Below are 25,388 nucleotides of genomic sequence, written 5' to 3' on the forward strand. Positions count from 1 at the left end.
ACCGGACGAGACGCCCGGGCGTGCCGCGCCGTCGACCGCTAGTTCGCGTTGGTCTCGAGCCAGGTCTGCGGGTCCACCGGGACCCCGTCGACGTGCACCTCGAGGTGCAGGTGCGGGCCGGTGGAGTTCCCCGTGCTGCCGACCAGACCGAGCTCGTCGCCGACCTCGACCTGCTGGCCGGTGACGACCTTGAAGGAGTTGTCCTCCATGTGGCCGTACACGCTGACGATGTCCTTGCCGTCGATCTCGTGCTGCACCCAGACGTCGTTGCCGAAGCCGCCGTCGCCCGCTTGCACCTTGATGACGGTGCCCGAGGCGATCACCCGGATCGGGGTGCCCTCACCCGGGGCGAAGTCGACGCCCATGTGGTTCGTGGAGCAGAACGAGCACCCGGCGACCTGGCGCCCTCCGAAGCCCGAGGTGATGGGGACACCGGTCAGGAACGGCCACTGGATGGTGCCCGTCGGGTCGTTCGTGAAGCTCGAGGCGTCGACGTGGGCGTACTGGGTGGCGTCCGACACCGTGTACTGGTCGCGCGGGTCGGTCCCGTCGACCCCGGCGCCGACGCTCATCGACTGGGTCGCACCGCCCGCCGCCGTGGCACGTGCCGCGGTCGAGCCGGACTCCGGGACCCACAGGGCCTGTGCGGGGAGCGAGGTGGAGACGACCAGCCCGGCGGCGAACAGCAGCGCGCCGACGGCCGTGACGCGCGAGGCCGCGCGTCCGAACGACGTGCCCTGCTTCGGCGTCGCGGGGGTCCGGACGGTGCTCGCCGGGATGTGCCGGGTCGCGCGGTCGACGTGCAGGCTCGGAACGGTCCGCGCGGGACCACCGGCACGGCGACGCGACGCGGGTGCCTGCGCCGCGACACGGGGCGAGCGGGCACTGCTGCCTGCTCCGGGCGCCACCTGGACGTCGGGCGACGTGGGGGCCGGCGGGGTCACGATCCGTTCCGCGGGCCGCACGGGCGAGGCCGGCGCGGCGTCGACGGGCGAGACGGGCGTCCCGGCTCCGACGACCTCGTCGAACGACGGGCGAGCCGCTCGTTCCGTCTGGACGGCGCCCTTCGCCGCTGCACGCTCCGCCTCGATCCGCGCTCGTCGGGTCAGGTGGACGGCCGGGGTGGCGGCGTCGACGGAACCGTCGGTGGGAGCGGACGACAGAAGGGGCTGCTGCATGCGTTCGGTGGCGATCCTGATCGAGGCGGGGCGCGCTCGTTGGTAACGAGCAGATAACGGGACCTGAGCACGCTAGCAAAGGTCGCCGTGGGTCGCCAGTCGTGCACGGCCGCACGGGGTGCCCCCAGACCGAGGGGACGCGTGCTGCGTCAGTCGCGCCGCGCGCCGAGCACCTCGGCCTCGAGCCGGCGCACCAGTTCCTCGAGCTCGTCGGCGACGGCCGGACTCGCGAACAGGAAGGACCGCGTCCCCCCGGCCTCCCAGATCCGGATCGTCGCGCCGGCCTCCTGCGCGACGAGGGCGCCACCCGCCATGTCCCACGGGTTGATGCCGCGCTCGTAGTAGGCGTCGACCACGCCGGCTCCGACCGCGCAGCAGTCGAGCGATGCCGCTCCCCCGCGTCGGATGTCCCGCACCTCGCCGATGAGCCCGGCCAGCACCGCGACCTGGTCACGGCGGCGGTCGGCCGTGTACCCGAACCCCGTGGCCACGAGCGTCTCGGCGAGCGAGGCCGGCGAGCCGACCGTCGACGGGACCCCGTCGCGGGTCGCGCCCTGGCCGACGGCAGCGCGGAAGACCGTGCCGGTGGCCGGGGCGACGACGACGCCGGCGACGGGCTCCCACGTCATCGGGTCCGGGTCGCCACGGACGACACCGATGCTCACGCCGTAGTCGCTGCTGCCGTACAGGTAGTTGACCGTGCCGTCGATGGGGTCGACCACCCAGGTGAAGCCCGAGGCACCACGGGCGGACCCGGACTCCTCGCCGTGGAAGGCGTCGTCGGGTCGGGCGTCGGCGATGCGGGCACGGATGAGCGCCTCGACCTCGCGGTCGGCGGCGGTGACCACGTCGACGATGCTCGACTTCCGGTCCGCGACCTCGACCCCCTCGGACCGTCGCCGTGCGGCGAGGGCAGCGGCTTCGAGCGCGATCGACTCGGCGAGGTCGGCGAACTGTGCGGGCGTGGGTTCGGTGGGCATGTGCCCATCCTCGCGGAAACGCGACGGCCCCGTCCCTGCGGAAACGCGACGGCCCCGTCCCTGCGGAAACACGACGGCCCCGTCCGTGTGGACGGGGCCGTTCGAGGTGGTGGCAAGTGAGGGATTCGAACCCCCGAAGGCTACGCCGGCTGATTTACAGTCAGATCCCTTTGGCCGCTTGGGTAACTTGCCATGCGCACCCAGCCGGTGTGATCACCAACCGAAGGCGCGCATGAAAGCATAGCGGATCGCAGACGGTGGTCGTGACCACCGTGCGCCTGTCCACAGGACCGGAACCGGCCCTCCTGTCCGCCGTTAGGCTGTCCTGCATGGCAGACAGTTCCTTCGACGTGGTCAGCAAGGTCGACAAGATGGAGGCGGAGAACGCCCTCAACCAGGCCGCCAAGGAGATCGAGCAGCGGTACGACTTCAAGGGCGCGGGCGCCTCGGTGGCGTTCAGCGGCGAGGACGTCCTCATCAAGGCGAACTCCGAGGAGCGCGCGAAGGCCGTGCTCGACGTGCTGCAGAGCAAGGTCATCAAGCGGAACATCAGCCTGAAGAGCCTCGACGCCGGCGACCCCTACGCCTCGGGCAAGGAGTACCGCATCGAGGTCACGTTCAAGAACGGCATCGAGCAGGACGTCGCGAAGAAGATCGGCGCGTTCCTCCGGGCGAACGCACCGAAGAGCGTGAAGAGCCAGATCCAGGGCGACGAGCTCCGTGTCTCGTCGAAGAGCCGCGACGACCTGCAGAACACGATCCAGCTCCTCAAGGGTGAAGAGTTCGACGTCCCGTTGCAGTTCATCAACTTCCGCTGACGCGCGGCCCGCCCTCCGTCCCCCGAACCCGACACCGGCACCCCGTGGAGCACTGGCTCAGCGTCGCGATCACCGTCCTGCTCGTCCTGCTGGACCTGGCGATCCGCGTCTTCTCGATCATCTACGTCCCGATCAACCGGAAGCCGCAGACCGCGACGGCCTGGCTGCTCGCGATCTTCCTCATCCCGTACATCGGCTTCATCGTCTTCCTGGTCATCGGGTCGACGAAGCTCCCCCGGGCCCGGCGTGAGAAGCAGACCGAGATCAACGCGTACATCCTCGAGCAGACCGAGGGCATCGAGCGGGTCCGCCGCGACCACCCCTGGCCGCTCTGGCTCGAGAGCATCACGAAGCTGAACCGTGAACTCGGCGCGATGCCCCTGGTCGGTGGGAACTCGGCCGAGCTCTACCCGGACACCGAGGAGTCCATCGCCGAGATGACCCGCGCGATCGACCAGTCGCGCCGGTTCGTGCACGTCGAGTTCTACATCGCGACGCTCGACGACACCACGCGGCCCTTCTTCGACGCCCTGGCCCGGGCGCAGGCACGGGGCGTCACGGTGCGGTTCCTGCTCGACCACTGGGCGAGCCGCGGCTACCCCGGGTACAAGGACACGCTGGCGTTCATGGACCAGGCGGGCATCGCGTGGCACCTCATGCTGCCGCTGCAGCCGCTGCAGGGGAAGTTCCAGCGCCCCGACCTGCGCAACCACCGCAAGATCATGGTCATCGACGGATCGGTGGCCTTCACCGGCTCGCAGAACCTGATCGACGCGTCGTACGACCTCAAGGCGCACGTCGAGAAGGGCATGGTCTACAAGGACCTGTTCGCCCGGTTCGAGGGTCCCGTCGTCGCCGGGCTCAACGCACTGTTCGTCACCGACTGGTACAGCGAGACCGACGAGCTGCTGCTGCGCGAGAGCGACCCGGTGCAGCGCGCCGACCGTGGTGACGCGCTCGACTGCCAGGTCGTGCCGTCCGGCCCCGGGTTCGACGGTGAGAACAACCTGCGCTTGTTCAACGCGCTGCTCTACTCGGCGCAGCAGAAGGTGTCGATCACGTCCCCGTACTTCGTGCCGGACGACTCCATGCTCTACGCCATCACCACGACGGCCCAGCGCGGCGTCGAGGTCGAGCTGTTCGTGGGCGAGATGGGCGACCACGCGATGACCTGGCACGCCCAGCGCTCGTACTACGAGGGGCTCCTGCGCGCCGGCGTGAAGATCTGGCTGTACCGGGCGCCGACGATCCTGCACGCCAAGCACTTCACGATCGACGACGAGGTGTCGGTGATCGGGTCGAGCAACATGGACATGCGCTCGTTCAGCTTGAACCTCGAGGTGTCCGTCATGGTGCGCGGGCACCGCTTCGTCGACGCCCTGCGCGAGGTGCAGGACGCCTACAAGCAGCACAGCTTCGAGCTGACGCTCGACGCGTGGCTCGACCGTCCGCGGCGGTCGCAGGTGCTCGACAACGTCGCGCGGCTCACCGCGGCGCTGCAGTAGCGCATCTGGAGGCGCGGCGCAGGCCCGCCAGGTGCGCTCAGCGCATCGGGACGAGGGACGCCAGGGCGCCGACCACCCGCTCGAGCGGGCCGCGGCCCAGGAACCGCCGCCACAGCATCGCGAAGACCACCGAGCCGAGGGCGAACCAGCCCCAGGCCTCCGCCGACTCGGGGTAACTGGGCAGCAGCGCGATCACCACGAGGTGACCCGAGTAGATCGTCAACGGCATCGAACCGACCGCCGCGAGCGGGTACGCGACGCGTTCGGCGGTCCGGCCGCGACCGTCGAACACGAGCGTGCAGAGGGCGATGACGGCGACGGCCACCCCGGCGGTGCCCGCGACGTCGACGACCGACGACGAGTGGTCCCGCGGGGACAGGAACAGCTGCGCGAGGGCCTGGCCGGGGGTCGAGGCCTCGCCCGCGTACGGGACCCCGGGGAACGCCAGGGCCGCGTCGTCGGGAAGCGGGGCGATGACGGACCCGGCGACGTACGCGGTGGCGGCGACCAGCGCGCCGGACGCGAGCAGCACGACCTGCCGGCTCCGTGCCTCCAGGCCGGCCCGGGCGACCGCGAGCCCGACCAGGACGTACGCCAGGAAGGTGACCACGGGGTAGACCAGGCCGAGCTGGACGCCCACCATGCCGGCGCCGGCGTAGGCCGGCGCGACGAACAGCGCGGCGACGGGCGACAGGACGGCACACACGCCGGCGATCACGAGCAGGGGCACCGGGCGGAGCCGGAGCACCGGCACCACGAGCAGGAACAGCGCGCCGTAGGTCGGCAGGATCACGTACACGGGCGTGTCGAGGGCGATGAGGCCGAAGCCGATCACGACGACGACCACGGCGCGGATCGCCAGTCGCGCCCGGATGCGTCCGATGACGGGCGAGCCGGGCGGGTCCGTGCGTCCGCTCGTCAGCCCGATGGACACCCCGGCGAGCACCGCGAACAGGGTCGACGGGCGTCCGTGGGCCACGGCGGACCAGCTGGTCGGGTCAGCCCAGTCGAGCTGCTCCGCGATGCCGCCGATGTGGGCGGCCATCATGCCGAGCAGGGCGAGGGCGCGGGCGACGTCGACGCCCTGCAACCGGACGCCGGACGCGGGCACGCCCCGCACCGCGGTCGGCGGGACGGGGCGTGTGCCGGTCATCGGTCGGTCAGCTCGACGGTGTGTCGACGCGGCCGAGCGACACGTCGATCATCTCGTCGCGCGGGACGACCTTGATGCGCTCGCGTCCGTCCGCCGCACCGAGCGCTTGCTCGTGGGTGTCGAGGGCGTGCCAGCCGTCGAGGTCCGTGTAGGCGACGCCACGCTCGCGGAGCAGGGCCGGGATCGCCTCGGCGGAGGGGTCCTCCGGGGTCCACCAGTTCGCCTGGTCGTTGACGATGTGCTGCACCGTCTCCATCGCGTCGGACTTGGTGTGCCCGATCAGGCCGACCGGACCGCGCTTGATCCACCCGGTGGCGTACACGCCGGGGACCTGCTGGTTGTCGTCGTCGAGGACCTGGCCCTCGTGGTTCGGGATGACGCCCCGGCGCTCGTCGAAGGGGACGCCGGGCAGCGGGGACCCGAAGTACCCGACCGCGCGGTAGGCGGCCTGGATCGGGATCTCGCGGATCTCGCCGGTGCCCTCGACGCCGCCCTCGCCGTTCGGGCGGGTGCGCTCGTAGCGGATGGCCGTGAGCTTGCCCTGCTCGTCACCGACGAACTCGACGGGCTTCGCGTAGAAGTGCAGGTGCAGGCGACGGCTCGCCTGTCCGACCTCGCGCGTGCGCCACTGCTCGAGCACGCGGTTGATGACCATGACCTGCTTGTTCGTCGCGATCGCGGTCTTCGACGCCTCGTCGTGGTCGAAGTCCTCGTCGTACACGACCATGTCGACGTCGCGCACCTCGCCGAGCTCGCGGAGCTCGAGCGGCGTGAACTTGACCTGTGCCGGGCCGCGGCGGCCGAACACGTGCACGTCGGTGACGGGCGACGCCTTGAGGCCCTCGTACACGTTCGCCGGGATCTCGGTGGGCAGCAGGTCGTCGGCGTGCTTCGCCAGGATGCGCGACACGTCGAGTGCGACGTTGCCGACGCCGATCACCGCGACGCTCTCGGCGTCCAGCGGCCAGGTGCGCGGGACGTCGGGGTGGCCGTCGAACCAGCTCACGAAGTCAGCCGCGCCGTACGAGCCCTCGAGCTCGACGCCCGGGATGTCGAGGTCGGCGTCCTTGATGGCACCCGTCGAGAAGACGACGGCGTTGTAGTGCTTCTTGAGGTCCTCGAGGGTGATGTCCTCGCCGAAGCGCACGTTGCCGAACAGGCGCACCACGCCGCGGTCGAGGACGTCACGCAGCGCGTTGACGATCCCCTTGATGCGCGGGTGGTCGGGGGCGACGCCGTACCGGACCAGGCCGTACGGGGCGGGGAGTTGCTCGAACAGGTCGATCGCCACGTCGTGCCCGTGGGCCTCGCGCAGCAGGATGTCCGCGGCGTAGATGCCGGCGGGGCCGGCGCCGACGATGGCGAGTCGGAGGGTGGGCACTGATCGTCTCCAGTTCGTTCGGGTGGGGGTTCCCGGTGGCGTTCCGCGCGGCGGCCGTCCGGCCTCGTCGCGCGACGTGGTCAGCGGCTGCGGTCGACGACGGAGTCGGCGAACCGGGTGAGCGCCTTCTTCACCGTGCCGTCGGGCAGCGGAGCGAGGGCGTCGACGGCTTCGCGGGCCCAGGCGACGGCCACGGCGCGGGTGGCCGCGGTGGCCTCGTGCTCGCGGAGCGCGGCGACGGCCGACTGGTACGGCGCGGAGTCGACCACGTCGTCGGGCGCACCGTTGACGTCGCGCTCGATGCGCTCCACCAGGTGCTGCGCCGACGGGTCGGTCGCGGCCATCCGGCGCAGCTGGAGCACCGGCAGTGTGTCGACGCCGGCGCGCAGGTCGTTGCCGGCGATCTTGCCGGTCTTGTCGGTCGCCGGGGCGAGGTCGATGACGTCGTCGACGAGTTGGAAGGCGACGCCCACCTTCTCGCCGAAGGTGCCGACGGCCTCGAGCCAGGAACGGTCGGCGCCGGAGAACATCACACCGGCACGCGCAGCCGTCGCGATGAGCGATCCGGTCTTGTCGCTGAGCACCTGGATGTAGTGCTCCACCGGGTCGTCGTCGGGCTGCGGGCCGGTGGTCTCGTGCAGCTGCCCCATGCAGAGCCGCTGGAAGGTCTCGGCCTGCATGCGGATCCCCTCGGTGCCGAGGTCGGCCGTGATCAGGCTCGCGCGGGCGAAGAGCAGGTCGCCGGTCAGGATCGCCACGTTGTTGCCGTAGGTGATCTGTGCAGCGGGCACCCCGCGGCGGACCGGAGCCTCGTCCATCACGTCGTCGTGGTACAGCGATGCCAGGTGCGTCGTCTCGATGCTCACCGCTGCCTTGACGACAGCGTCGGTCACGCCGTCGCCGAGCTGCGCGATGAGCAGCGTGAGCGTCGGGCGGATCCGCTTGCCTCCCGCGGACAGCAGGTACCGGCTGGTCGTGTCGGCGAGGGTGTCCGTCGACCGCATGGCCTCCTCGAGGCCCTGTTCGACGAGCTCGAGCCCGTCGTCGACGGCGGCGATGAAGCGACGGTCGGCGGGCGTGGCGAACAGCCGCTCGCCGATGCCCAGCGAGGCGCGGAGGCTCGGCGCACGACGTGCGACCGGGACGCTCGGGTTCAAGTGCTGCTCCGTCTTCGGGGGTGGGGACCGGTCAGTCGGCCGGGTCGACGCGCGGCTGCTCGCCGGTGGTCTGGTGGTCGCGGCGGGCCTTCGCCCGGCGGGCGGCGGACTCGCGCACGATGTCCGCGACGGGCTTGCGGCCACGGTGCAGTGCGACGATACCGGCCGTCAGGTTGCGGTAGGCGACGACCGAGAAGCCGACCCCGCGCAGCCACTGGGTCAGCACCTGCTGGTCCGGCCAGGCGTCGATCGACTCGGCGAGGTACCGGTAGGCGGCCGGGTTGCTGCTCGACAGGCGTGCGATGCCCGGCAGGACCCGCTTCAGGTAGGTGCCGTAGCCGACGCGCAGCAGGGCGCGGGGCGGCGTCGAGAACTCACAGATGACGACACGGCCACCGGGCTTGAGCACGCGCAGCATCTCGGCGAGCGCCTGCTTCGGGTCGTTGACGTTGCGCAGGCCGAACGAGATCGTCACGGCGTCGAACGAGTCGTCGTCGAAGGGCAGACGTTCGGCGTCGCCCTCGACGAAGGTGATCTCGGGGTGGCGCTCGCGGCCGACGGCGATCATGCCCGCGGACAGGTCGAGCGCGGTGACCTCGGCGCCCTTCTTGGCGAAGGCCGCCGCGCTGGTGCCGGTGCCGGCGGCGATGTCGAGGACCTTCTCGCCGGGCTGCGGGTCGACGGCCCGGACCGTGGCGACACGCCACAGCGGGGCGTTGCCCGCCGACAGGATGTCGTTCGTGAGGTCGTACTTGGCCGCGACGTCGTCGAACATCGCCGCAACCTCGTCCGGCCGCTTGTTCAGGTCCGCTCTGCTCACGCGCTCAATCCTAGAGGTCTCGACCGAGCGTTCACCGGACCCACAGCCAGCCGGGTGGTGCGGCGCGGGTGCCGGACGACCGCACGGGCGGGTACCGACGGCGCGCGGCCCGTCCACCGACCGCGCGTAGCATCGGGACCGTGACCCGAACCACCACGGCGGCGCCCCCGCTGACGGTCTCGACCCGGATCCTCGACGACCCGGGCACCGTCCTCCGCCACACCCTCCGCGACCGACCGCTGGCCTTCGTGCGGAACGGCGACGGCATCGTCGGCATCGGCGAGGCGCTGCGGTTCACGTTCACCGGGCCGGATCGGATGCGGGAGGCTGCGGCGGTGTGGCGCGGTGTCGTCGAGGCCGCCACGGTGGACGACCCGGTGCAGCTGCGCGGCTCGGGGCTCGTGGCGTTCGGGTCCTTCGCGTTCGCCGACGACTCCGCCGACGAGAGCGTGCTCATCGTCCCGCGCGTGGTGATCGGCCGGCGTCGGGGCAAGGCCTGGCTCACCGCCGTCGACACCACCGTCGGCGCCGAGCCCCTCGGGTTCACCCGGACGTCGGTGCCGGTCCCCCACGTGGGCCCGCACGTCTCGGTCGCGCTCCGGCCCGGGCGCATCGACGAGACCACCTACGCCGACGGCGTCGCCGAGGCCGTCCGCCGCATCGTCGCCGGGTCCGCGCAGAAGGTCGTGCTGGCACGGGACCTGGTCGGGACGCTGCCCGACGGTGCCGACCGCCGCGCCGTGCTGCTCGACCTGGCCGCCGCGTACCCGCAGTGCGTCACGTTCGCCGTCGACGGGCTCGTCGGCGCCACCCCGGAGACCCTCGCCCGCACCGACGGCACCCGGCTGAGCGCCCGGGTCCTGGCCGGCAGCGCGGCCCGGGGCACCGACGAGGTGTCCGACCGCGCCGCGGCGGAGGCCCTCGCGTCGAGCACGAAGGACGTCGAGGAGCACGCGTTCGCGATCGACAGCCTGCTCGCAGCCTTGCGTCCCCTGGCCACCGACCTGCGCGTCGACGCCGAGCCCTTCCGCCTCCAGCTGCCGAACCTGTGGCACCTGGCGACGGACGTGCAGGCCACGCTGCCACCGGACACCACCTCGCTCGACGTCGCCGACGCCCTGCACCCGACGGCCGCGGTGGCCGGGACCCCCACCGACGTGGCCGTCCGGCTGGTGGCCGAGCTCGAGGGCGTGGACCGCGGCCGCTACGCCGGACCGGTCGGCTGGATGGGGGCGACGGGCGACGGCGAGTGGATGCTCGCGCTCCGCAGTGCCCAGATCGACGACGACGGGACCGTCCGCGCCTGGGCCGGCGCGGGCGTCGTCGCCGGGTCGGACCCGGCTCGCGAGGTCGCCGAGACCGCGCTGAAGTTCCGACCGGTCGTCGACGCGCTGGCCTGAGGCACGAGCACCGGCATCGCGCCCCGCCACCGTCGTCGCGCCCCGACTCCCCGGGGCGCGATGCCCGCAGCGGGGCGCGCGGCATCGAGAGCACCGGCAGCGCGCGCCCGGAACACGTGCCCGTCGGCAGCCGCTCAGTCGGCCAGCGGGACCTCGATCACGACCCGCTCCGCGGGGTCGGTGAGCACCTGCTCCAGGTCACCCCACGTCGCGGCACGGCGGTACTCCCACCCCAGACCGGTGACGACGCGTTCGACGTCGACGTGCTGCGGGGTGGACATCATCCGGCGCATGTCGTGCGCGGGCGTGGTCGCCGCCACCTCGAGGCCGCGGAATATCGCCCCGCCGTGGTCGTTGCCGACGACGACCTGCACCCGGTGGGTGCGTTCCTCGGTGCCGGTGACGAACGCGCCGAGGTCGTGCAGCAGCGTCAGGTCACCGAGGAGCACACGCGTGGTGCCCACCGACGCCGAGGACTGCTCGAGCGCCGCGGCGATGCCGAGCGCGGTCGAGACGGTGCCGTCGATGCCGGCGAGCCCCCGGTTCGCGTGCACCCGGATCTTCTTGCCGAGCACCCGGGCGTCGGCTTCGCGGATGAGCTGCGACGCGCCGAGCACGAGCCGGTCGTGCGGCCAGGTCACGCCCCAGACGGCGTCGGCGAGCATGGCCCGGTCGACGGGGCGACGACGGAGCGCGACCTCGTCACGGAGGAACTTGTTCCGCTCCGCGCGGTCGGCCGAACGCTTCGCGTCGAGGTCCGGGCCGGCGTCGCCGTCCCCCGTGATCCGTCGGCTGGCGCCGACCCAGCGGCCCACCCACGCACGGTGCTCCGGGCGGGTGCGGCCCGTCACGCGGACGTCCGACACGAAGGTGGTGTCGGAGGGCCGGGAGGGGCGGGCCGGGTCGAAGGGGTCGGCCGCCGGTCCGCGGACCACGATCGTCTCGACCCCGTCGCGCTGCAGGAGCGCGGGGACCTCGCGACTGAGGGTGGGGTGGCCGAGGACGACGGCCCGTCGGACGGCGCCGCCGTGGTCCGGGTCGCGCAGGAGCTCGCGGTACGCCACCACCAGGTTGCGCCCGAAGCGCGCGCCGCTCGAGACCTCGGCGAGGAGCGGCGCGCCGAGCTCCCACGCGATCCGCTCGGCGTCCTCGCCGGCGTCGTGGCCCGCGATGACGACGGTGCCCGGCTCGTCGTCCGGGCTGAGTTCGGCGACCGGCAACCCGGTGTGCGCGCGGCGGGTGGCGAACGCGAGGTCGATCTCGTCGTCGGGCACGCCGGTGACGTGCTCGTCCGACAGCCCTGCGGAGAGCGGCTCGCGGAACGCGACGTTGAGCTGCGCGGGTCCGGGCTGGCCGGAGTGACCCGAGGCGGCAGCGACCGCCTGGCGCGCGAGGCTGCGGAGGGTGTCCCGGACGGTCGCGTCGACGCCGTGGGTCGACGGCGCCTCGACGTCCCGCACGAAGGCGACGGCCGGCCCGAACATGCCCGGCTGCACGGTCGTCTGGTTGCTGCCGATGCCGCGCAGTTCGTCGGGGCGATCGGCGCTGAGGACGATCATCGGCACACCGGAGTGGTGCGCCTCGAGCACGGCGGGGTGCAGGTTCGCGACGGCGGTGCCCGAGGTCGTGACCACGGCAGCCGGTCGGTGGGTCTCGACGGACAGTCCGAGCGCGAAGAACCCGGCGGTCCGCTCGTCCAGCCGCACGTGCACGGTCAGTCCGCCGGCACGTTCCAGGGCGACCGCGGCGAGTGCCAGCGCCTGGGACCGCGAGCCGGGGCTGACGACCACGTCGGTCACACCGGCGCGGACGAGTTCCTGCAGCAGCGCGAGGGCGGTGTCCGTCGCCGGGCTGCCCGACCCGCCGGCGCCGTCAGCGATCGGTGCGGCCGTCGTCGTCGCGGTCGTGGAACTGGTCTTCGAGGTCTCGGAGGGTCGCGTCGTCCTGGTCCTTGTCCGTGAGGGTGTCGCCCGGCTCCGGCGTGGTGCCGAGGAAGTCCGGGTCGTCTTCCGGTCCACGGTACCGGGCGGCGGGGGCCGGGGGCACCGGTGCACGGCCGAGCAGGAACCACAGGACGCCGCCCAGGACGGGAAGGACGATGACGAGCAGGAGCCACACGCCGCGGCGCAGGGATCGGACGCGCTGACGGGGCATCGTGCCGCAGTCGATGGCGGCGTACACCGTGAAGGCGACGGCGGCCACGGCGACGATCAACCACAAGCGGACCATGCGGTGAAGTCTAGGTCGCGACCCTGTGATGCCCCTGCCGGTCGGCCGTCCGTAGACTCACCGTGTGAAAGCGTGGCTCCTGTACACCCTGGCCCGACTCGGCATCTTCGTGGCGGCGCTCGTGCTCCTGCTCGTCCTGACGCCGATGCCCTGGTACTGGGCGACGATCGTCGCGGCCCTGGTGGGGCTGCTCGTGTCGTACATCGCGCTGTCCGGCCTGCGCACCCAGGTCGCGCTGAGCCTGGCGAACCGCCGTGGTGTGCGGGACCGCGACGCCGACTCGGACTTCGAGGACGACTTCGTCGAACGCCGGGACACCGACGCCGCCTGAGCCGACCCGACGGCCCCTCCGGCCGGGGAGCCGGCCCGCGTGGCTACGGCTGGACGGCCAGCGTGATCCCGAGCACCACGCCGTACGCGAGCGATGCGAACGACGACAGCTGCAGGGCCGTGATGAGCTCCCGCGGCTTCCGCGACGAGATCCCGATCGCCAGGGCCGGCAGCGCGAGCAGCAGCGAGAAGTACGTCAGCCCGGTGCGGAAGTAGAGCAGCACGAACCACAGCAGCACGACGTACGGCAGCATCAGGAACAGGCCGAAGAGCACCCGTGCCACCGGACGGCCGACGACCACCGCGAGCGTGCGCTTGCCCGCCAGGTGGTCCTCGTCGATGTCGCGGATGTTGTTCACCATGAGGACGGCGCAGGCGAAGAACCCGGCGGCGACCGCGGCGGCCCATCCGCTGACGGTGACCTCGCGGATCTGCACGAACTGCGTGCCGAGCACGGCGACCAGCCCGAAGAACACGAAGACGAAGACCTCGCCGAGGGCGTTGTACCCGTACGGCTTCTTGCCGCCGGTGTAGAACCAGGCGGCGACGATGGCCGCGGCGCCGACGAGCAGCAGCCACCACAGCTGGGTGAGCAGCACGATCACGAGCCCGGCGACCGCCGCCAGGCCGAAGAACGTCAGCGCGACGGCGAGTACCGTGCGGGGCTTCGCCAGGCCGGCACCGGTGAGCCGCGCGGGGCCGACGCGGAACTCGTCGGTACCGCGCACGCCGTCGGAGTAGTCGTTGCTGTAGTTCACGCCGATCTGCAGGAACAGGGCCACGGCGAGGGCGAGCAGCGCGACGGCGAGGTGGCCGTCCTGCGCCAGGTAGTCGCCGAAGTCGCCGGGCTGCCCGCTGTCGACGAACGCGACGGCCGTGCCCAGCACGACCGGGACGACCCCGAGGGTCAGGGTCCGCAGGCGTGCGCCGCCGATCCAGTCGCGGGCGGTCGCCTTCCGCTTGCCGCGGGCGGGGGCAGCGGCCTTCGCCGGGTTGCCCGACCGGCCCTGCTTCTGCGTCGAGTTCTTCGTTCGTGCCACGAGCACCGATCCTATTGCCGCCGCGGCGCCGCGCAGCCCGCGGCCCCTACCGGCCCGGGTCGACGAGCGCCCGCACGGCCAGGCGGTCCGGCTTGCCCGACGCCAGCGCCGGCAGCCGCTCCACCAGGACCACGTCCGCGGGGCGGGCGGCACGTCCCAGGGCGTCTCCGACCACGGAGCGCACGGTGTCGAGTTCGAGCGGCTGCTCGGTGACGACGACCGGGACCTCGCCCCACTCCCCCGCCGTGCGACGCGTGACGACCGCGGCCTCCTGCCCGGGCATCCCCCGGACGATCCGTTCGACCGCACCGAGCTGCACCTTCTCGCCGCCGGAGATCACCACGTCGTCGAGGCGCCCGAGCACCTGCACCACGCCGTCGGTCAGCCGCGCGGCGTCCCCCGTGCGGTACCAGCGCAGTCCGTCCCGCTCGACGAAGGTCGCCGCGGTGCGGTCGTCGTCGCCCAGGTACCCCTCGGCGAGCATCGGCCCGGCCAGCTGGAGTTCCCCGTCGACCAGTGCCGTGCGGACGGTGCCGAACGGGATCCCGTCGTACACGCAGCCGCCGCTCGTCTCGCTGGCGCCGTACGTCGTCACGATCCGCACCCCGGCGTCGGCCGCCCGCTGCCGGAGCGGCCCGGGAGTGGCCTGGCCGCCGACGAGCACGGCGTCGAAGCGCGCCAGTGCCCGGGTGGCGTCGGGGTCGTCGAGCACCCGGGCGAGCTGCACCGGCACGAGCGATGTGTAGCGCCGGGGTGCTGCCGGGCCGGTGACGAGCCGGTCGGCCGCCTCGGTGAACGCCCGCGCCGCGAAGTGCCCCGGGGCGACGACGACCGGGTCGGTCCCCGCGGTGATGGACCGGGTCAGGACGTTGAGCCCGGCGATGTAGTGCGTCGGCAGGGCGAGCACCCAGCGCCCCGGGCCACCGAGCGCGGCGTCCGCAGCGGCCGCGCCGGCGAGGAGCGCCTCGGACGACAGCGCCACGCGCTTGCCGGTGCCGGTGGACCCGCTCGTCTCGACCACCAGGGCGACCGCCTGCCGGACCTCGGCCGGAGGTGGTGTCGGCAGCGCCGGGGCCCCCTCGGCGACGGGGAGCAGTGCGGGCCCGCCGGCGAGTGCCGCCTCCAGGCCGCGCAGGACGGCCGACGGGTCCGACGTGCCGGTCGCGACCAGCGGGCGGGGCATCAGTAGTGCCAGGGGAAGGCGGTCCACTCGGGAGCGCGCTTCTCGAGGAACGAGTCGCGGCCCTCCACCGCCTCGTCGGTGCCGTAGGCCAGGCGCGTGGCCTCGCCGGCGAACACCTGCTGGCCGACCATGCCGTCGTCGACGGCGTTGAACGCGTACTTGAGCATCCGGATCGCCGTCGGGGACTTGCCGAGCACGATCTCGCCCCAGCGGATCGCCTCGCGCTCGAGGTCCTCGTGCGGGACGACGGCGTTCACGGCACCCATCTCGTACGCGCGCTGGGCGGAGTACTCCTGGGCCAGGAAAAAGACCTCGCGGGCGAACTTCTGCCCGATCTGCTTGGCGTAGTAGGCGCTGCCGTAGCCGCCGTCGAACGAGCCGACGTCGGCGTCGGTCTGCTTGAACTTCCCGTGCTCGGCGCTCGCGATGGTGAGGTCGCAGATGGCGTGCAGCGAGTGCCCGCCGCCGGCCGCCCAGCCGGGCACGACGGCGATGACGACCTTCGGCATCATCCGGATGAGGCGCTGGACCTCGAGGATGTGCAGGCGCCCCATCGACGCCTGGGCCGCCGCGGGGTCGACGCCCTCCGGCGGTGCGCCCTCGTCGCCCACGTACTGGTACCCGCTGCGCCCGCGGATGCGCTGGTCGCCGCCGGAGCAGAAGGCCCAGCCGCCGTCCTTCGGGCTCGGGCCGTTGCCGGTGAGCAGGACCACGCCGACGCGGGGGTCCTGGCGGGCGTCGTCGAGGGCGCGGTACAGCTCGTCGACGGTGCGCGGGCGGAACGCGTTGCGGACCTCGGGACGGTCGAAGGCGACCCGGACGATCCCCTTCGAGACGTGCTTGTGGTACGTGATATCCGTGAACTGCTCCGCGATCGGAGCCGCGGTCCAGACGTCGGGATCGAACAGGTCGGAGACGGGAGCAGCCATGCTCCCAACGTACCGCCGGCTGCACGAGCGGCGGTCGGGTCAGGTCAGGCGCCCATGCCCGTCAGGACCTCCGGTGCGACGAACACCAGGATCACGATCAGGATGACCGGGTTCGCGAAGAACGCCACCACGACCCCGACCGCGCCGTACCACCGGCCGAACGACCCCACCGCCGCGACGAAGCCGAGCACCGCCGCGATCAGGGTCAGGAACACGACGACGAAGCAGATGCCGAACGCGAAGTTCGTGTCCCCGCCCATGAACACCGCGAACGCGCTGGCGTCGACCGCGGCCGAGACCACGGCGAGCCCGAGGGCGATCTTTCCCACGACGGGGTTGCGGCGCCGGGGTGTGCCGGTCTGCCGGACGTCGACGGTGTTCCGGTGCATGAGCCGGGCGAACTCGTCGGTGCCGGACGCAGCCGCCGCGGTCGGGCGAGCGGCGCCGGAGGGACGACCGCCACCACGGGACGGGTCGGACGGGCGTTGCGTCGCGCGCTGCGACGCGCGCTGCTGCGGATCCGCCGCCACCGAGCCTCCATCGTTCCGGGTCGTTCCCCTCGCCGACCGAGGCCGACCGGTGCATGCTAGTGCCCCGCCCTGGCGGTCCCCTCCGAGGAACCGGCAGGTCGACTGGGCGCGGTGGGAGGATGGCGACGTGCTCCCCGACCTCGCCGACCTGCTCGCCGACGCGCACGTGGTCGCCCTGCCCATGCGGGTGCGGTTCCGCGGCATCACCACGCGCGAGGCCGTCGTCCTCCGCGGCCCGTCCGGGTGGACCGAGTTCTCGCCGTTCGTCGAGTACGACGACGCCGAGGCCGCCGCGTGGCTCCGTGCGGCCGTCGACTTCGGCTGGACCGACCACGAGCCGGCCGCCGGGTCCGTCCCGGTCAACGCCACCGTCCCGGCGATCGCGGCCGACGACGTCGCCGACCTGCTGCGCCGGTACCCCGGCTGCACCACCGCCAAGGTCAAGGTCGCCGAGCCCGGCACCACCGTCGACGACGACGTCGCCCGGGTGGCGGCGGTCCGGCGCGCGATGGGGCCGGACGCCGCCGTCCGCATCGACGCCAACGGCCTGTGGAGCGTCGACCAGGCAGCGGCGGCCCTCGAGCGCCTGGCACGGTTCGACCTGCAGTACGCCGAGCAGCCCTGCGCGACGGTGCCGGAACTCGCCGCGCTGCGGGACCGGATCGACGGGCTCGGCGTCCGGATCGCCGCCGACGAGAGCGTCCGCAAGGCCACCGATCCGCTGGCGGTCGCCCGCGCCGGTGCCGCGGACGTCCTCGTCGTCAAGGCGCAGCCCCTCGGTGGCGTCACCGCCGCCCGACGGGTGATCGCCGAGGCCGGGCTGCCCTGCGTGGTCTCCAGTGCGCTCGACACGTCGGTGGGGCTCGGGATGGGGGCGTTCCTCGCTGCGGCGGCGATGTCCCCCGGGTACGCGGCGGGCCTCGGCACCGCGGTGATGTTCACGGGCGACGTCACCACGGAGCCGCTGCTGCCGGTCGAGGGGCGGGTCCCGGTGCGTCGTGTCGAGGTGTCGCCGGAGTTGCTGGCGCGGTACGCGGCATCGCCGGAGCGTTCGGCGTGGTGGCGTGAGCGGGTGGCCCGCGTGCACGCACTGCTCGCCGCCGCCGGGTAGCGCCGGCGTCTCCGTTCGACGCCGCCGTTTCCGCAGAACGCCGGCGTCGCTGCGGAACGCCGGCGTCTCCTCTCGACGCCGCCGAGTCATCCAAACGCCGCCGGGTCATCGAGACGCCGCCGGGATCAGCGGCGTGTCGAGGACAAGGCGGCATCCCACCGACACGACGGCGTCTTCCTGGCCTCGGACGCAGCCGGACGACGGACGGGAGGCGCGGTGCCAGCTGGCACCGCGCCTCCCGTCCGATCGTGGTCGCGTCAGCGACCCGCGCCGCTCACAGTCCGGAGTAGCTGTGCAGCCCCTTGAAGAAGACGTTGACGACCGAGAAGTTGAACATCACCGCGGCGAAGCCGATCAGGGCCAGCCACGACGAGCGCGCTCCGCGCCAGCCGCGGGTCGCACGCGCGTGGATGTACCCGGCGTAGACGACCCAGATGATGAAGGTCCAGACCTCCTTGGTGTCCCACCCCCAGTAACGGCCCCAGGCGCGCTCGGCCCAGATCGCACCGGCGATGAGCGTGAAGGTCCAGAGCACGAAGCCGACGAGCAGGACGCGGTAGGTCAGCACCTCGAGCCGGTCGGCATCGGGCAGCGTCGCCATGAAGCGGAGCTTGCTCGACGGTCCGCGGCCCTGGCGGTACGTCTGCACGAGCTGCGCCACCGCCAGGCCTGCACCGAGGGCGAAGAAGCCCGTGCCGGCGATCGCCACGAAGACGTGGATGACGAGCCAGTACGACTGCAGCGCCGGCTGCAGCGGGACGACGGGGACCCAGTAGTTCACCGTCGCGACGCCGAGCAGGATGATCGTGAGCCCGGTGATGAAGACGCCCAGGAACTTCAGGTTCTGCCACAACTGCACGAGCAGGAAGATCAGCGTGATCAGCGCCGTACCGGTGAGCGAGAACTCGAACATGTTGCCCCACGGCACCCGGTCGGCCGCGATCCCGCGGAACACCACCGAGGCGACGTGCAGCACCAGTGCCAGGATCGTCATGGCCATGCCGACGCGCTCGAACTTCGTGCCGCGCCCGGCGGAGCCGCCCGACGGAGGCGTCGCCACCTGCTCGAGGACGACGGTCCCGCCGCGGACGGTCGCGACCGTCTTCGCCCCGCGGGCCGACGCCGCTGCGGAGCCCGCGGTGTCGTCGGCACCGGCGGCAGCCGCCGCGGTGACCTCGCCGGAGCGTTTGGCCATGTCGAGGGCGAACGAGATGAACGCGATCACGTACACCGCCATCGCGGAGTACGTGAGCACGACCGAGTAGGTCGCCAGGTTCGTGGTCATGTCGTTCACTGGGGCATCCTAACTCCGAGGTCCGACGTGTGGCGTTGAGCGATGTCCGCGACGGCCCGCTCGAGGTTCGGGTCCTCACCACGGGCGAGCCCGGCGTACTCGAGGTCGTACTCGCCGTGCTCCGCTCCCGTGCGCGGGACCACCTTCACCCACACGCGGCGGCGCGGGACGAACAGCGAGGTGAGCAGCCCGAGCGTCGACAGGAGCGCGAACCCGCCGACCCAGAGCTGCGAGGGGTCGTGGTGCACGTCGAGCGAGACGTACCGCTTCACCCCGTCGAAGGTGATCGATCCGGCGCCGTCGGGCAGCTGCTCGGTCTGTCCCGGCTTGAGCTCCAGGCTCTTCGTCGCCGCGTCCGTCCCGGCGATCTGCTGCAAACCGCCGGTGTTCAGTGTGTAGACGCTCTGCGGGACCCCGTCGTCGAGGCCGAGGTCGCCGGTGTAGACCTGCAGCGTCAGGAGCGGGTTCTCGGCGTCCGGGTACGCCGAGGTGTACGCGCCGCGCTCGTTCTTGACCGCCGTGGGGTAGAAGAACCCGCGGATGCCGAGCTGGTCCGGCGAGGCGTCCGGCACCTTCACGACGCCCAGCGAGGTGTAGTTGTTGTCCTGCGGCAGGAACGGGACGACGTCCTGGAACGCCACGTCGCCCTTGCCGTCCCGCACCGTGAGCTGCATCGCGTAGCCGTTGCCGAGCAGGTAGACGTTCGTGCCGCCGACGTGCAGCGGCTCGTTCACGCCGAGCCGGCTGGTCTTCGGCTCGCCGCCCTTCTCGGTGCTCGTGACCGTCGCCGAGTAGTCGAGTGCCTGGCCGAGGGCGTCGAGGTTGCGCTCCTCGTAGGTCGTCGTGAACTCGTCGAGTCGCAGGTTGTAGCCCTTGAGGTCCGTCTGCTGGAACCACCGACCCGGGTTGAACGAGTCGTACGAGCCGAGCACGTTCGAGAAGGTCTGGCCCTCGACCAGCAGGCGCTGGCCGGTGAACCCGAACCCGCCGCCGACGCCGACCGCCAGCAGCACGCCGACGAGCGCCGAGTGGAACACCAGGTTGCCGGTCTCGCGCAGGTAGCCGCGCTCCGCGCTCACCGAGTCGCCGAACCGCTCGACGCGGTACCCGGACCGCTTGAGGATCGCGGTGGCGCGCTGGACCGCCTGCTCGGCGGACGGGAGGCCCGTGGTGACGTCGATCCCGGTGGTCCCGTCGATCATCGCGTCACGCTCGACCGCCACCCGGTGGAACCCCGCCAGTCGCGTCAGCCGCGCCGGCGTCCGGGGCGGACGCGTGCGGAGCGCCTGCCAGTGGTGCTTCGTGCGGGGCACGATGCAGCCGATGAGCGAGACGAAGAGGAGCAGGTAGATCGCCGAGAACCACACCGAGGTGTACGTGTCGAAGACCTGCAGGGCGTCGAGGACCGGGAACAGCTGCGGGTGGTCGGCCTTGTACTGCACCACGCCGTTCGGGTCGGCGGTGCGCTGCGGTACGAGCGAGCCCGGGATCGCCGCGAGGGCGAGCAGCATGAGCAGGAACAGCGCCGTGCGCATGCTCGTGAGCTGGCGCCAGAAGAACCGCAGGTACCCGACGAACCCGAGCTTCGGCTGGTTCGGGCCGCTGTCGACGGGGGCGGAGCCGTCGACGTGGTCGGACGGTCGCTGCGGGTCGGCGGCCCGGTCGGTGCCGGCCGCCTCGGCACCGGTCGTCGTGTCGTCGGGGTCAGATCGCGGGGACAAAGCTCTGGATCACCGCCCCGACGCTCGACATGACGGCCGACCAGATACCGGTGACCATGAGCAGACCGATGACGATCAGGATCGCTCCTCCGATGATGTTGACGGTGCGCATGTGGCGCTTCACGGCAGCGATGGCCCCGGTGGCCCAGCCGGCCCCCACCGCGACCAGGACGAACGGCAGGCCGAGTCCGATGCAGTACGCGACGCCGAGCCACATGCCCTGCCAGGCACTGCCGGACTGCACGCTGAGCAGGTTGATCGCGGCGAGCGTCGGGCCGAGGCACGGCGTCCAGCCGAGGCCGAACACGATGCCGAGCAGCGGGGCGCCGACGAGCCCGGTCGCGGGTGTCCACCCGGGCTTGATCGTGCGCTGCAGGAAGGTGAACCGGCCGACGAAGACCAGGCCCATCAGGATGACGACGACCCCGAGCACCTGCGTGATGAGGTCACGCCACCGGACGAGCCAGAAACCGAGCGCACCGAACACCGTCGTGTACGCCACGAACACCGCGGTGAACCCGGCGACGAACAGCAGGACCCCGACCACCACACGACCGCGGCGCTGGCCGCCCTCGGCGATCCCGCCGACGTACCCGAGGTACCCCGGCACGAGCGGCAGCACGCACGGCGACAGGAACGACACGAGACCGGCGAGCGCCGCCACGGGCAGCGCGACGGCCATCTGGCCGCTCAGGATCGCGTCGGCGAAGGGGTTGGAGGCCACCGGTCAGGAGGCCTTGCCGGCGTCGAGCTCGTCACTGACCAGGGTCTTCAGGATGCTCGTGCCGTCGATCGCACCGAGCACCCGGGCGGCGACGCGGCCCTTCGTGTCGAGGACGATCGTCGCGGGCACGGCGTTCGGGGCGATCTGGCCGGAGAGGGCGAGCTGCATGGTGCCCGTCCGCTGGTCGAGCACCGTCGGGTACTCGACACCGAAGGTGCGCTCGAACGCGGCGGCGGTCGCTGCCTCGTCGCGGACGTTGACCCCGATGAACGCGACGTCGTCGGAGTCGGCGTACGCGTCGTGCACCTGGTTGAGGTACTTCGCCTCGGCGCGGCACGGCGGGCAGCTGGCGTACCAGAAGTTCAGGACGACGACCTTGCCGCGCAGGTCCTCCGACGAGACGGTGTCGCCGTTCGCGTCCTCCGCCCGGAACGTGACCGGGTCGCGGCGGTCCTCCGCCGAGACCTCGGTCACGGCGCCGTCGCCGGAGATGTAGTTCTGCGTCGTGCCGTTGCCGTACTGCTTCGCGAGGTCGCCGCTGTCCGACGAGCAGCCGGACAGCACGAGTGCTGCGGCGATCGCCGTCGCCGCGAGGACCGCGAACCGCTTGCCGGTGCCGTGCACACTGCTCGTGCGCTCCACACTGCTCATGCTGGCCTCACTGCTCGTGCTGGTCACACTGCTCCTTCGTCGACGGCGGTCGCGCGCAGGTCCTGCGCGGGGTCCGCGTACCCGACCTCGGTGAACCGACCGGTCGACGAGGCGGGTACCCGTTCGACGCTGGTGATGCTCGAGAGGTCGCACCGACGCTTGCGCGGGTCGTGCCACAGGGGCTCCCCCGCGAGCCTGCGGTGCACCATCCAGATCGGCAGCTGGTGGCTGACCAGGACGACGTCGCCGCCGTCGACGCTCTCCCACGCCGTGGTCATCGCCGCGAGCATGCGGTTCGCGATCGACTCGTAGGCCTCGCCCCAGCTCGGGCGGAGCGGGTTGGCGATCCACGGCCACTCCGCCGGACGGCCGAGCGAGCGCTTCGTGAACCCCGGGGGCTGCCCCTCGTACCGGTTCGTCGGCTCGATCAGCCGCTCGTCGAGCCGCACGTCGAGCCCGAAGGCCTCGGCCCAGGGCGCGGCGGACTCCTGCGTGCGCTGCAACGGCGAGGCCACGATCCGACGGACGTCGACGCCGGCGTCCTTCCAGGCGGTCGCGGAGGCCTGGGCCATCCGCGTGCCGAGGTCGCTCAGTCCGAAGCCCGGCAGCCGACCGTAGAGGACGCGGTCGGGGTTGTGCACCTCACCGTGCCGGACGAGGTGGAGTCGGGTGGCGGGCATGGGTTCCAGTCTAGGTCGCTCGTGCGTTCCCACCGCCCCCTCAGGGGATTCACCGGATGCGGAAGCGCTCAGCCGCCGAGCTCACCGGAGAGCCGCCCGTGGATGGCCACCGAACCGGTGTTGAGGTTGACCACCTCGACGGTGGAGCCGTGCCTGGCGAAGCGCTGTTCCACGCCGTCGAGCGCGGCGACGGTCGAGGCGTCGAAGACGTGCGCGTCGGACATGTCGATGACCACGTGCTCCGGGTCGTCGGCGTACGAGAACCGGGTGACGAGGTCGTTCGACGAGGCGAAGAACAGGGCTCCACGAACGCGGTACCGCACGGTCCGGTCGTCGACCGGCTCGCGGACGACCTCGACGACGTGCGCCACGCGGCGGGCGAAGACCAGGGCCGCCACGACCACGCCGACCAGCACACCGGTCGCGAGGTTCTCGGTGACGACGACCACCACGACGGTGATGAGCATCACCGCGGTCTCGCCGAGCGGCATCCGGCGCAGGGTGCGCGGTCGGACGCTGTGCCAGTCGAACGTGGCGACGCAGACCATGAGCATCACGGCCGTCAGGGCGGCCATCGGGATCTGGGCGACGAGGTCGTGCAGGACGATCGTGAGCACGAGCACCGAGGCGCCGGCCACGAAGGTCGACACCCGGGTGCGGGCACCGGCGGTCTTCACGTTGATGACCGTCTGGCCGATCATCGCGCAGCCGCCGGTGCCGCCGAAGAACGCCGACGCGATGTTCGCGACGCCCTGCCCCCACGACTCCCGCCACTTGCTCGACCCGGTGTCGGTGAGCGAGTCGACGAGCTGCGCGGTCAGCAGCGTCTCGATGAGCCCGACGATCGCGACGCCGAACGCGTACGGCGCGATGATCTGCAGGGTCTCGAGCGAGAACGGCGTCACGATCGGGTTGAACCCGGGCAGCGCGGTGGGCAGCTCCCCCTCGTCGCCCACCGTCGGGACGACGATGCTGAAGAGCATCGTGATCCCCGTGATGACGACCACCGCGACGAGCGGCGCCGGGACCGCCTTGGTCAGGAACGGGAACCCGACGATGATCGCGATGCCGAGGGCGGTGAGCGGCCAGACGACGAACGGGACGTCGTCGCCGAGCAGGTTCGGCAGCTGCGCGGTGAAGATGAGGATCGCCAGCGCGTTGACGAAGGCGACGTTCACGCTGCGCGGGATGAACCGCATGAGCCGCGCGACACCGAGGAACCCGAGCACGAGCTGGAACACCCCGCCGAGCACGACCGCGGGGACCAGGTACTCGATGCCGTGCTCGCGGACGAGCGGTGCGATGACGAGCGCGACGGACCCGGCTGCCGCGGACACCATCGCCGGTCGGCCGCCGACGATCGAGATGACGATCGCGATGATCACGCTCGAGAAGAGCCCGACGGCCGGGTCGACGCCGGCCACGACCGAGAACGAGATGGCCTCGGGGATGAGGGCGAGCGCGGTGACGACACCGGCCAGGACCTCGCGGGTGAGCATGCGGGGAGAGCGGAGGGCGGCGAGGACGCTCGGGGCCGTCGGCGCGTGGGTGATCACGGACATCGTCGTGAACTCTACCCTCACGTGAGAGTAGAGTTGTGCACCGTGAGCACCAGCGACGTCCCCGACACGATGCACATCGGCGAACTCGCCGACCGCGCCGGCATGTCCCTGCGCACCATCCGGCACTACGACGAGGTCGGGTTGCTCGTGCCGAGCGGCCGGACCACGGGCGGGTTCCGGGTGTACACGGCGCAGGACCTCGAACGCCTGCTCGTCATCCGCCGCATGAAGCCGCTCGGGTTCACGCTCGACGAGATGGCCGAGCTGCTCCGGGTCGTGGACGCCCTCGCCACGAAGGACCCCGACGGCGCTCCGGCCCAGGCTGCACGTCTCGACGAGTGGCTCGCCAACGCCCGGGCCCGGCACGCGAAGCTCGTCGAGCGGGCCGGCATGGCCGAGGAGTTCATCGGCACCCTGGGATCACTCCGCGCGTCGCTCCCCTGAGCCGTCGAGCACGCCGGCCGCGACGAGGCGCCGGCGTTCCCGCTTGGCCTCGGCCATCTCCGCCATCATCTCCCGCAGCCGATCGTGCTCGGCGATCACCCGACGTGCCCGCCACGGCCGGAACCGGTGCCGCCGACGCACGTTCGCCTTCCACTCTTCGTCCCGCCGCGCGAACAAGGCCTTCACCGGGTCCTGTTGCATGTCTGCTCCTCTTCCGTCACCAGTTCCAGCACGAGCTTGCCGATGACCTCGTCGGCCTCGCGAAGGATCTGCATGTTGTACATCGCTGCCGCGACGAGTCTCCCGATCTCGGCGCGACCCACGTCCGCGTCCGTGACGTGGTCGACCGTCCAGACGAACCGCGCCCAGGCCCGATCGCGCTGTTCCCGCGCGACGTCCCGACGCCACCGGACGACCGCCCACAGCCCACCGACGACCGCCACCAGCACCGTGAAGCACGCCGTGCACAACGCGGCGACGACCACCGCCACCGCCGCAGGCGGCCAGGCCGCGAGCTCCCCCGTCCCCGTCCCCACCCGGTCCCCCTCTCGTCCCGCGACCCGGCCAC

The 25,388-nt window shown here is 72.1% G+C and carries 26 protein-coding genes and 1 tRNA gene; 6 read left to right on the forward strand and 21 right to left on the reverse strand.

Annotated elements, in window-relative coordinates; translation table 11 throughout:
• Nucleotides 1-38 precede the first annotated feature (38 nt).
• The 3 genes from LEL83_RS13845 to LEL83_RS13855 form a co-directional block, all read right to left on the reverse strand.
• A complete protein-coding gene (locus tag LEL83_RS13845) occupies nt 39-1,178 on the reverse strand; it encodes a M23 family metallopeptidase (protein ID WP_225559242.1) in 1,140 nt (379 codons plus the stop codon).
• A 149-nt stretch (nt 1,179-1,327) separates the two neighbouring features.
• Complete coding sequence (locus LEL83_RS13850; protein WP_225559243.1) at nt 1,328-2,158, reverse strand: inositol monophosphatase family protein; 831 nt, start codon at nt 2,156-2,158, stop codon at nt 1,328-1,330.
• 107 nt (nt 2,159-2,265) lie between these two features.
• Nucleotides 2,266-2,350 (reverse strand) — tRNA-Tyr (locus LEL83_RS13855).
• Between the two features lie 137 nt (nt 2,351-2,487).
• Between LEL83_RS13855 and LEL83_RS13860 the strand changes: the two genes are divergently transcribed.
• The gene (locus LEL83_RS13860; protein WP_225559244.1) at nt 2,488-2,976 is read left to right on the forward strand and encodes a YajQ family cyclic di-GMP-binding protein; all 489 of its coding nucleotides are present in this window, start codon (nt 2,488-2,490) and stop codon (nt 2,974-2,976) included.
• A gap of 44 nt (nt 2,977-3,020) precedes the next feature.
• Nucleotides 3,021-4,481: a cardiolipin synthase gene (gene cls, locus LEL83_RS13865; protein WP_225559245.1), complete on the forward strand. Its 1,461-nt coding sequence runs from the start codon at nt 3,021-3,023 to the stop codon at nt 4,479-4,481.
• Nucleotides 4,482-4,518: 37 nt separating this feature from the next.
• Here cls and LEL83_RS13870 read toward each other — a convergent pair whose 3' ends face one another.
• The 4 genes from LEL83_RS13870 to LEL83_RS13885 all read right to left on the reverse strand — a co-directional run bounded on the left by LEL83_RS13870 (nt 4,519) and on the right by LEL83_RS13885 (nt 8,992).
• A complete protein-coding gene (locus LEL83_RS13870; RefSeq protein WP_225559246.1) occupies nt 4,519-5,634 on the reverse strand; it encodes a heparan-alpha-glucosaminide N-acetyltransferase domain-containing protein in 1,116 nt (371 codons plus the stop codon).
• A 7-nt stretch (nt 5,635-5,641) separates the two neighbouring features.
• Entirely contained in the window at nt 5,642-7,015 is a 1,374-nt protein-coding gene (locus tag LEL83_RS13875; RefSeq protein WP_225559247.1) for an FAD-dependent oxidoreductase, read from the reverse strand.
• Nucleotides 7,016-7,095: 80 nt separating this feature from the next.
• Entirely contained in the window at nt 7,096-8,172 is a 1,077-nt protein-coding gene (locus LEL83_RS13880; RefSeq protein ID WP_198656385.1) for a polyprenyl synthetase family protein, read from the reverse strand.
• A 31-nt stretch (nt 8,173-8,203) separates the two neighbouring features.
• Complete coding sequence (locus LEL83_RS13885; protein ID WP_225559248.1) at nt 8,204-8,992, reverse strand: demethylmenaquinone methyltransferase; 789 nt, start codon at nt 8,990-8,992, stop codon at nt 8,204-8,206.
• A 140-nt stretch (nt 8,993-9,132) separates the two neighbouring features.
• Here LEL83_RS13885 and LEL83_RS13890 point away from each other — a divergent pair, with 140 nt between their 5' ends.
• Nucleotides 9,133-10,392, forward strand: a complete 1,260-nt coding sequence (locus LEL83_RS13890; protein ID WP_225559249.1) for an isochorismate synthase — start codon at nt 9,133-9,135, stop codon at nt 10,390-10,392.
• Nucleotides 10,393-10,526: 134 nt separating this feature from the next.
• Here LEL83_RS13890 and menD read toward each other — a convergent pair whose 3' ends face one another.
• Together menD and LEL83_RS13900 are read right to left on the reverse strand one after the other, a co-directional pair.
• Complete coding sequence (gene menD, locus LEL83_RS13895) at nt 10,527-12,272, reverse strand: 2-succinyl-5-enolpyruvyl-6-hydroxy-3-cyclohexene-1-carboxylic-acid synthase (protein WP_225559262.1); 1,746 nt, start codon at nt 12,270-12,272, stop codon at nt 10,527-10,529.
• The gene (locus LEL83_RS13900) at nt 12,265-12,621 is read right to left on the reverse strand and encodes a PLDc N-terminal domain-containing protein (protein ID WP_198656388.1); all 357 of its coding nucleotides are present in this window, start codon (nt 12,619-12,621) and stop codon (nt 12,265-12,267) included. The genes menD and LEL83_RS13900 overlap by 8 nt, the downstream gene beginning before the upstream one ends.
• Nucleotides 12,622-12,685: 64 nt before the next feature.
• On the opposite strand from LEL83_RS13900, the gene LEL83_RS13905 reads away from it, so the two are divergent.
• A complete protein-coding gene (locus LEL83_RS13905) occupies nt 12,686-12,952 on the forward strand; it encodes a DUF4229 domain-containing protein (RefSeq protein WP_225559250.1) in 267 nt (88 codons plus the stop codon).
• Nucleotides 12,953-12,995: 43 nt separating this feature from the next.
• Here the strand turns inward: LEL83_RS13905 and LEL83_RS13910 are convergent, their stop codons facing one another.
• From LEL83_RS13910 to LEL83_RS13925, 4 genes are read right to left on the reverse strand one after another with little or no spacing between them, the layout of a single operon-like run.
• A complete protein-coding gene (locus LEL83_RS13910; protein WP_225559251.1) occupies nt 12,996-13,997 on the reverse strand; it encodes a 1,4-dihydroxy-2-naphthoate polyprenyltransferase in 1,002 nt (333 codons plus the stop codon).
• Nucleotides 13,998-14,037: 40 nt separating this feature from the next.
• Entirely contained in the window at nt 14,038-15,174 is a 1,137-nt protein-coding gene (locus LEL83_RS13915; RefSeq protein ID WP_225559252.1) for an AMP-binding protein, read from the reverse strand.
• A complete protein-coding gene (locus tag LEL83_RS13920; protein ID WP_225559253.1) occupies nt 15,174-16,103 on the reverse strand; it encodes a 1,4-dihydroxy-2-naphthoyl-CoA synthase in 930 nt (309 codons plus the stop codon). Before LEL83_RS13920 ends, LEL83_RS13915 begins: the two co-directional genes overlap by 1 nt.
• Nucleotides 16,104-16,147: 44 nt before the next feature.
• The gene (locus tag LEL83_RS13925) at nt 16,148-16,633 is read right to left on the reverse strand and encodes a hypothetical protein (RefSeq protein WP_225559254.1); all 486 of its coding nucleotides are present in this window, start codon (nt 16,631-16,633) and stop codon (nt 16,148-16,150) included.
• 127 nt (nt 16,634-16,760) lie between these two features.
• Between LEL83_RS13925 and LEL83_RS13930 the strand changes: the two genes are divergently transcribed.
• Nucleotides 16,761-17,744, forward strand: a complete 984-nt coding sequence (locus LEL83_RS13930; RefSeq protein WP_225559255.1) for an o-succinylbenzoate synthase — start codon at nt 16,761-16,763, stop codon at nt 17,742-17,744.
• A gap of 274 nt (nt 17,745-18,018) precedes the next feature.
• Here the strand turns inward: LEL83_RS13930 and ccsB are convergent, their stop codons facing one another.
• The 6 genes from ccsB to LEL83_RS13960 form a co-directional block, all read right to left on the reverse strand.
• Nucleotides 18,019-19,029, reverse strand: a complete 1,011-nt coding sequence (gene ccsB / locus LEL83_RS13935) for a c-type cytochrome biogenesis protein CcsB (protein ID WP_225559263.1) — start codon at nt 19,027-19,029, stop codon at nt 18,019-18,021.
• A gap of 5 nt (nt 19,030-19,034) precedes the next feature.
• The gene (resB, locus tag LEL83_RS13940) at nt 19,035-20,759 is read right to left on the reverse strand and encodes a cytochrome c biogenesis protein ResB (RefSeq protein ID WP_225559256.1); all 1,725 of its coding nucleotides are present in this window, start codon (nt 20,757-20,759) and stop codon (nt 19,035-19,037) included.
• A complete protein-coding gene (locus LEL83_RS13945) occupies nt 20,743-21,441 on the reverse strand; it encodes a cytochrome c biogenesis CcdA family protein (protein ID WP_225559264.1) in 699 nt (232 codons plus the stop codon). The genes resB and LEL83_RS13945 overlap by 17 nt, the downstream gene beginning before the upstream one ends.
• A 45-nt stretch (nt 21,442-21,486) precedes the next feature.
• Nucleotides 21,487-22,134 (reverse strand): TlpA family protein disulfide reductase, encoded by a 648-nt coding sequence (locus LEL83_RS13950; RefSeq protein WP_225559257.1) that lies wholly within the window; start codon nt 22,132-22,134, stop codon nt 21,487-21,489.
• Between the two features lie 23 nt (nt 22,135-22,157).
• Nucleotides 22,158-22,814 (reverse strand): histidine phosphatase family protein, encoded by a 657-nt coding sequence (locus LEL83_RS13955; RefSeq protein WP_225559258.1) that lies wholly within the window; start codon nt 22,812-22,814, stop codon nt 22,158-22,160.
• 68 nt (nt 22,815-22,882) lie between these two features.
• Complete coding sequence (locus tag LEL83_RS13960) at nt 22,883-24,376, reverse strand: SulP family inorganic anion transporter (protein ID WP_198656397.1); 1,494 nt, start codon at nt 24,374-24,376, stop codon at nt 22,883-22,885.
• 69 nt (nt 24,377-24,445) lie between these two features.
• On the opposite strand from LEL83_RS13960, the gene LEL83_RS13965 reads away from it, so the two are divergent.
• Nucleotides 24,446-24,820: a MerR family transcriptional regulator gene (locus LEL83_RS13965; RefSeq protein ID WP_225559265.1), complete on the forward strand. Its 375-nt coding sequence runs from the start codon at nt 24,446-24,448 to the stop codon at nt 24,818-24,820.
• Here LEL83_RS13965 and LEL83_RS13970 read toward each other — a convergent pair.
• Nucleotides 24,797-25,021, reverse strand: coding sequence for a hypothetical protein (locus LEL83_RS13970; protein WP_225559259.1), 225 nt, complete (start codon nt 25,019-25,021; stop codon nt 24,797-24,799). The two genes, LEL83_RS13965 and LEL83_RS13970, sit on opposite strands and share 24 nt — an antisense overlap.
• A partial coding sequence (locus tag LEL83_RS13975) for a hypothetical protein (protein ID WP_225559260.1) occupies nt 25,003-25,388 on the reverse strand: 386 nt, incomplete at its 5' end. The genes LEL83_RS13975 and LEL83_RS13970, both read right to left, overlap by 19 nt.

This window comes from Curtobacterium oceanosedimentum (assembly GCF_020297365.1).
GTDB lineage: Bacteria > Actinomycetota > Actinomycetes > Actinomycetales > Microbacteriaceae > Curtobacterium.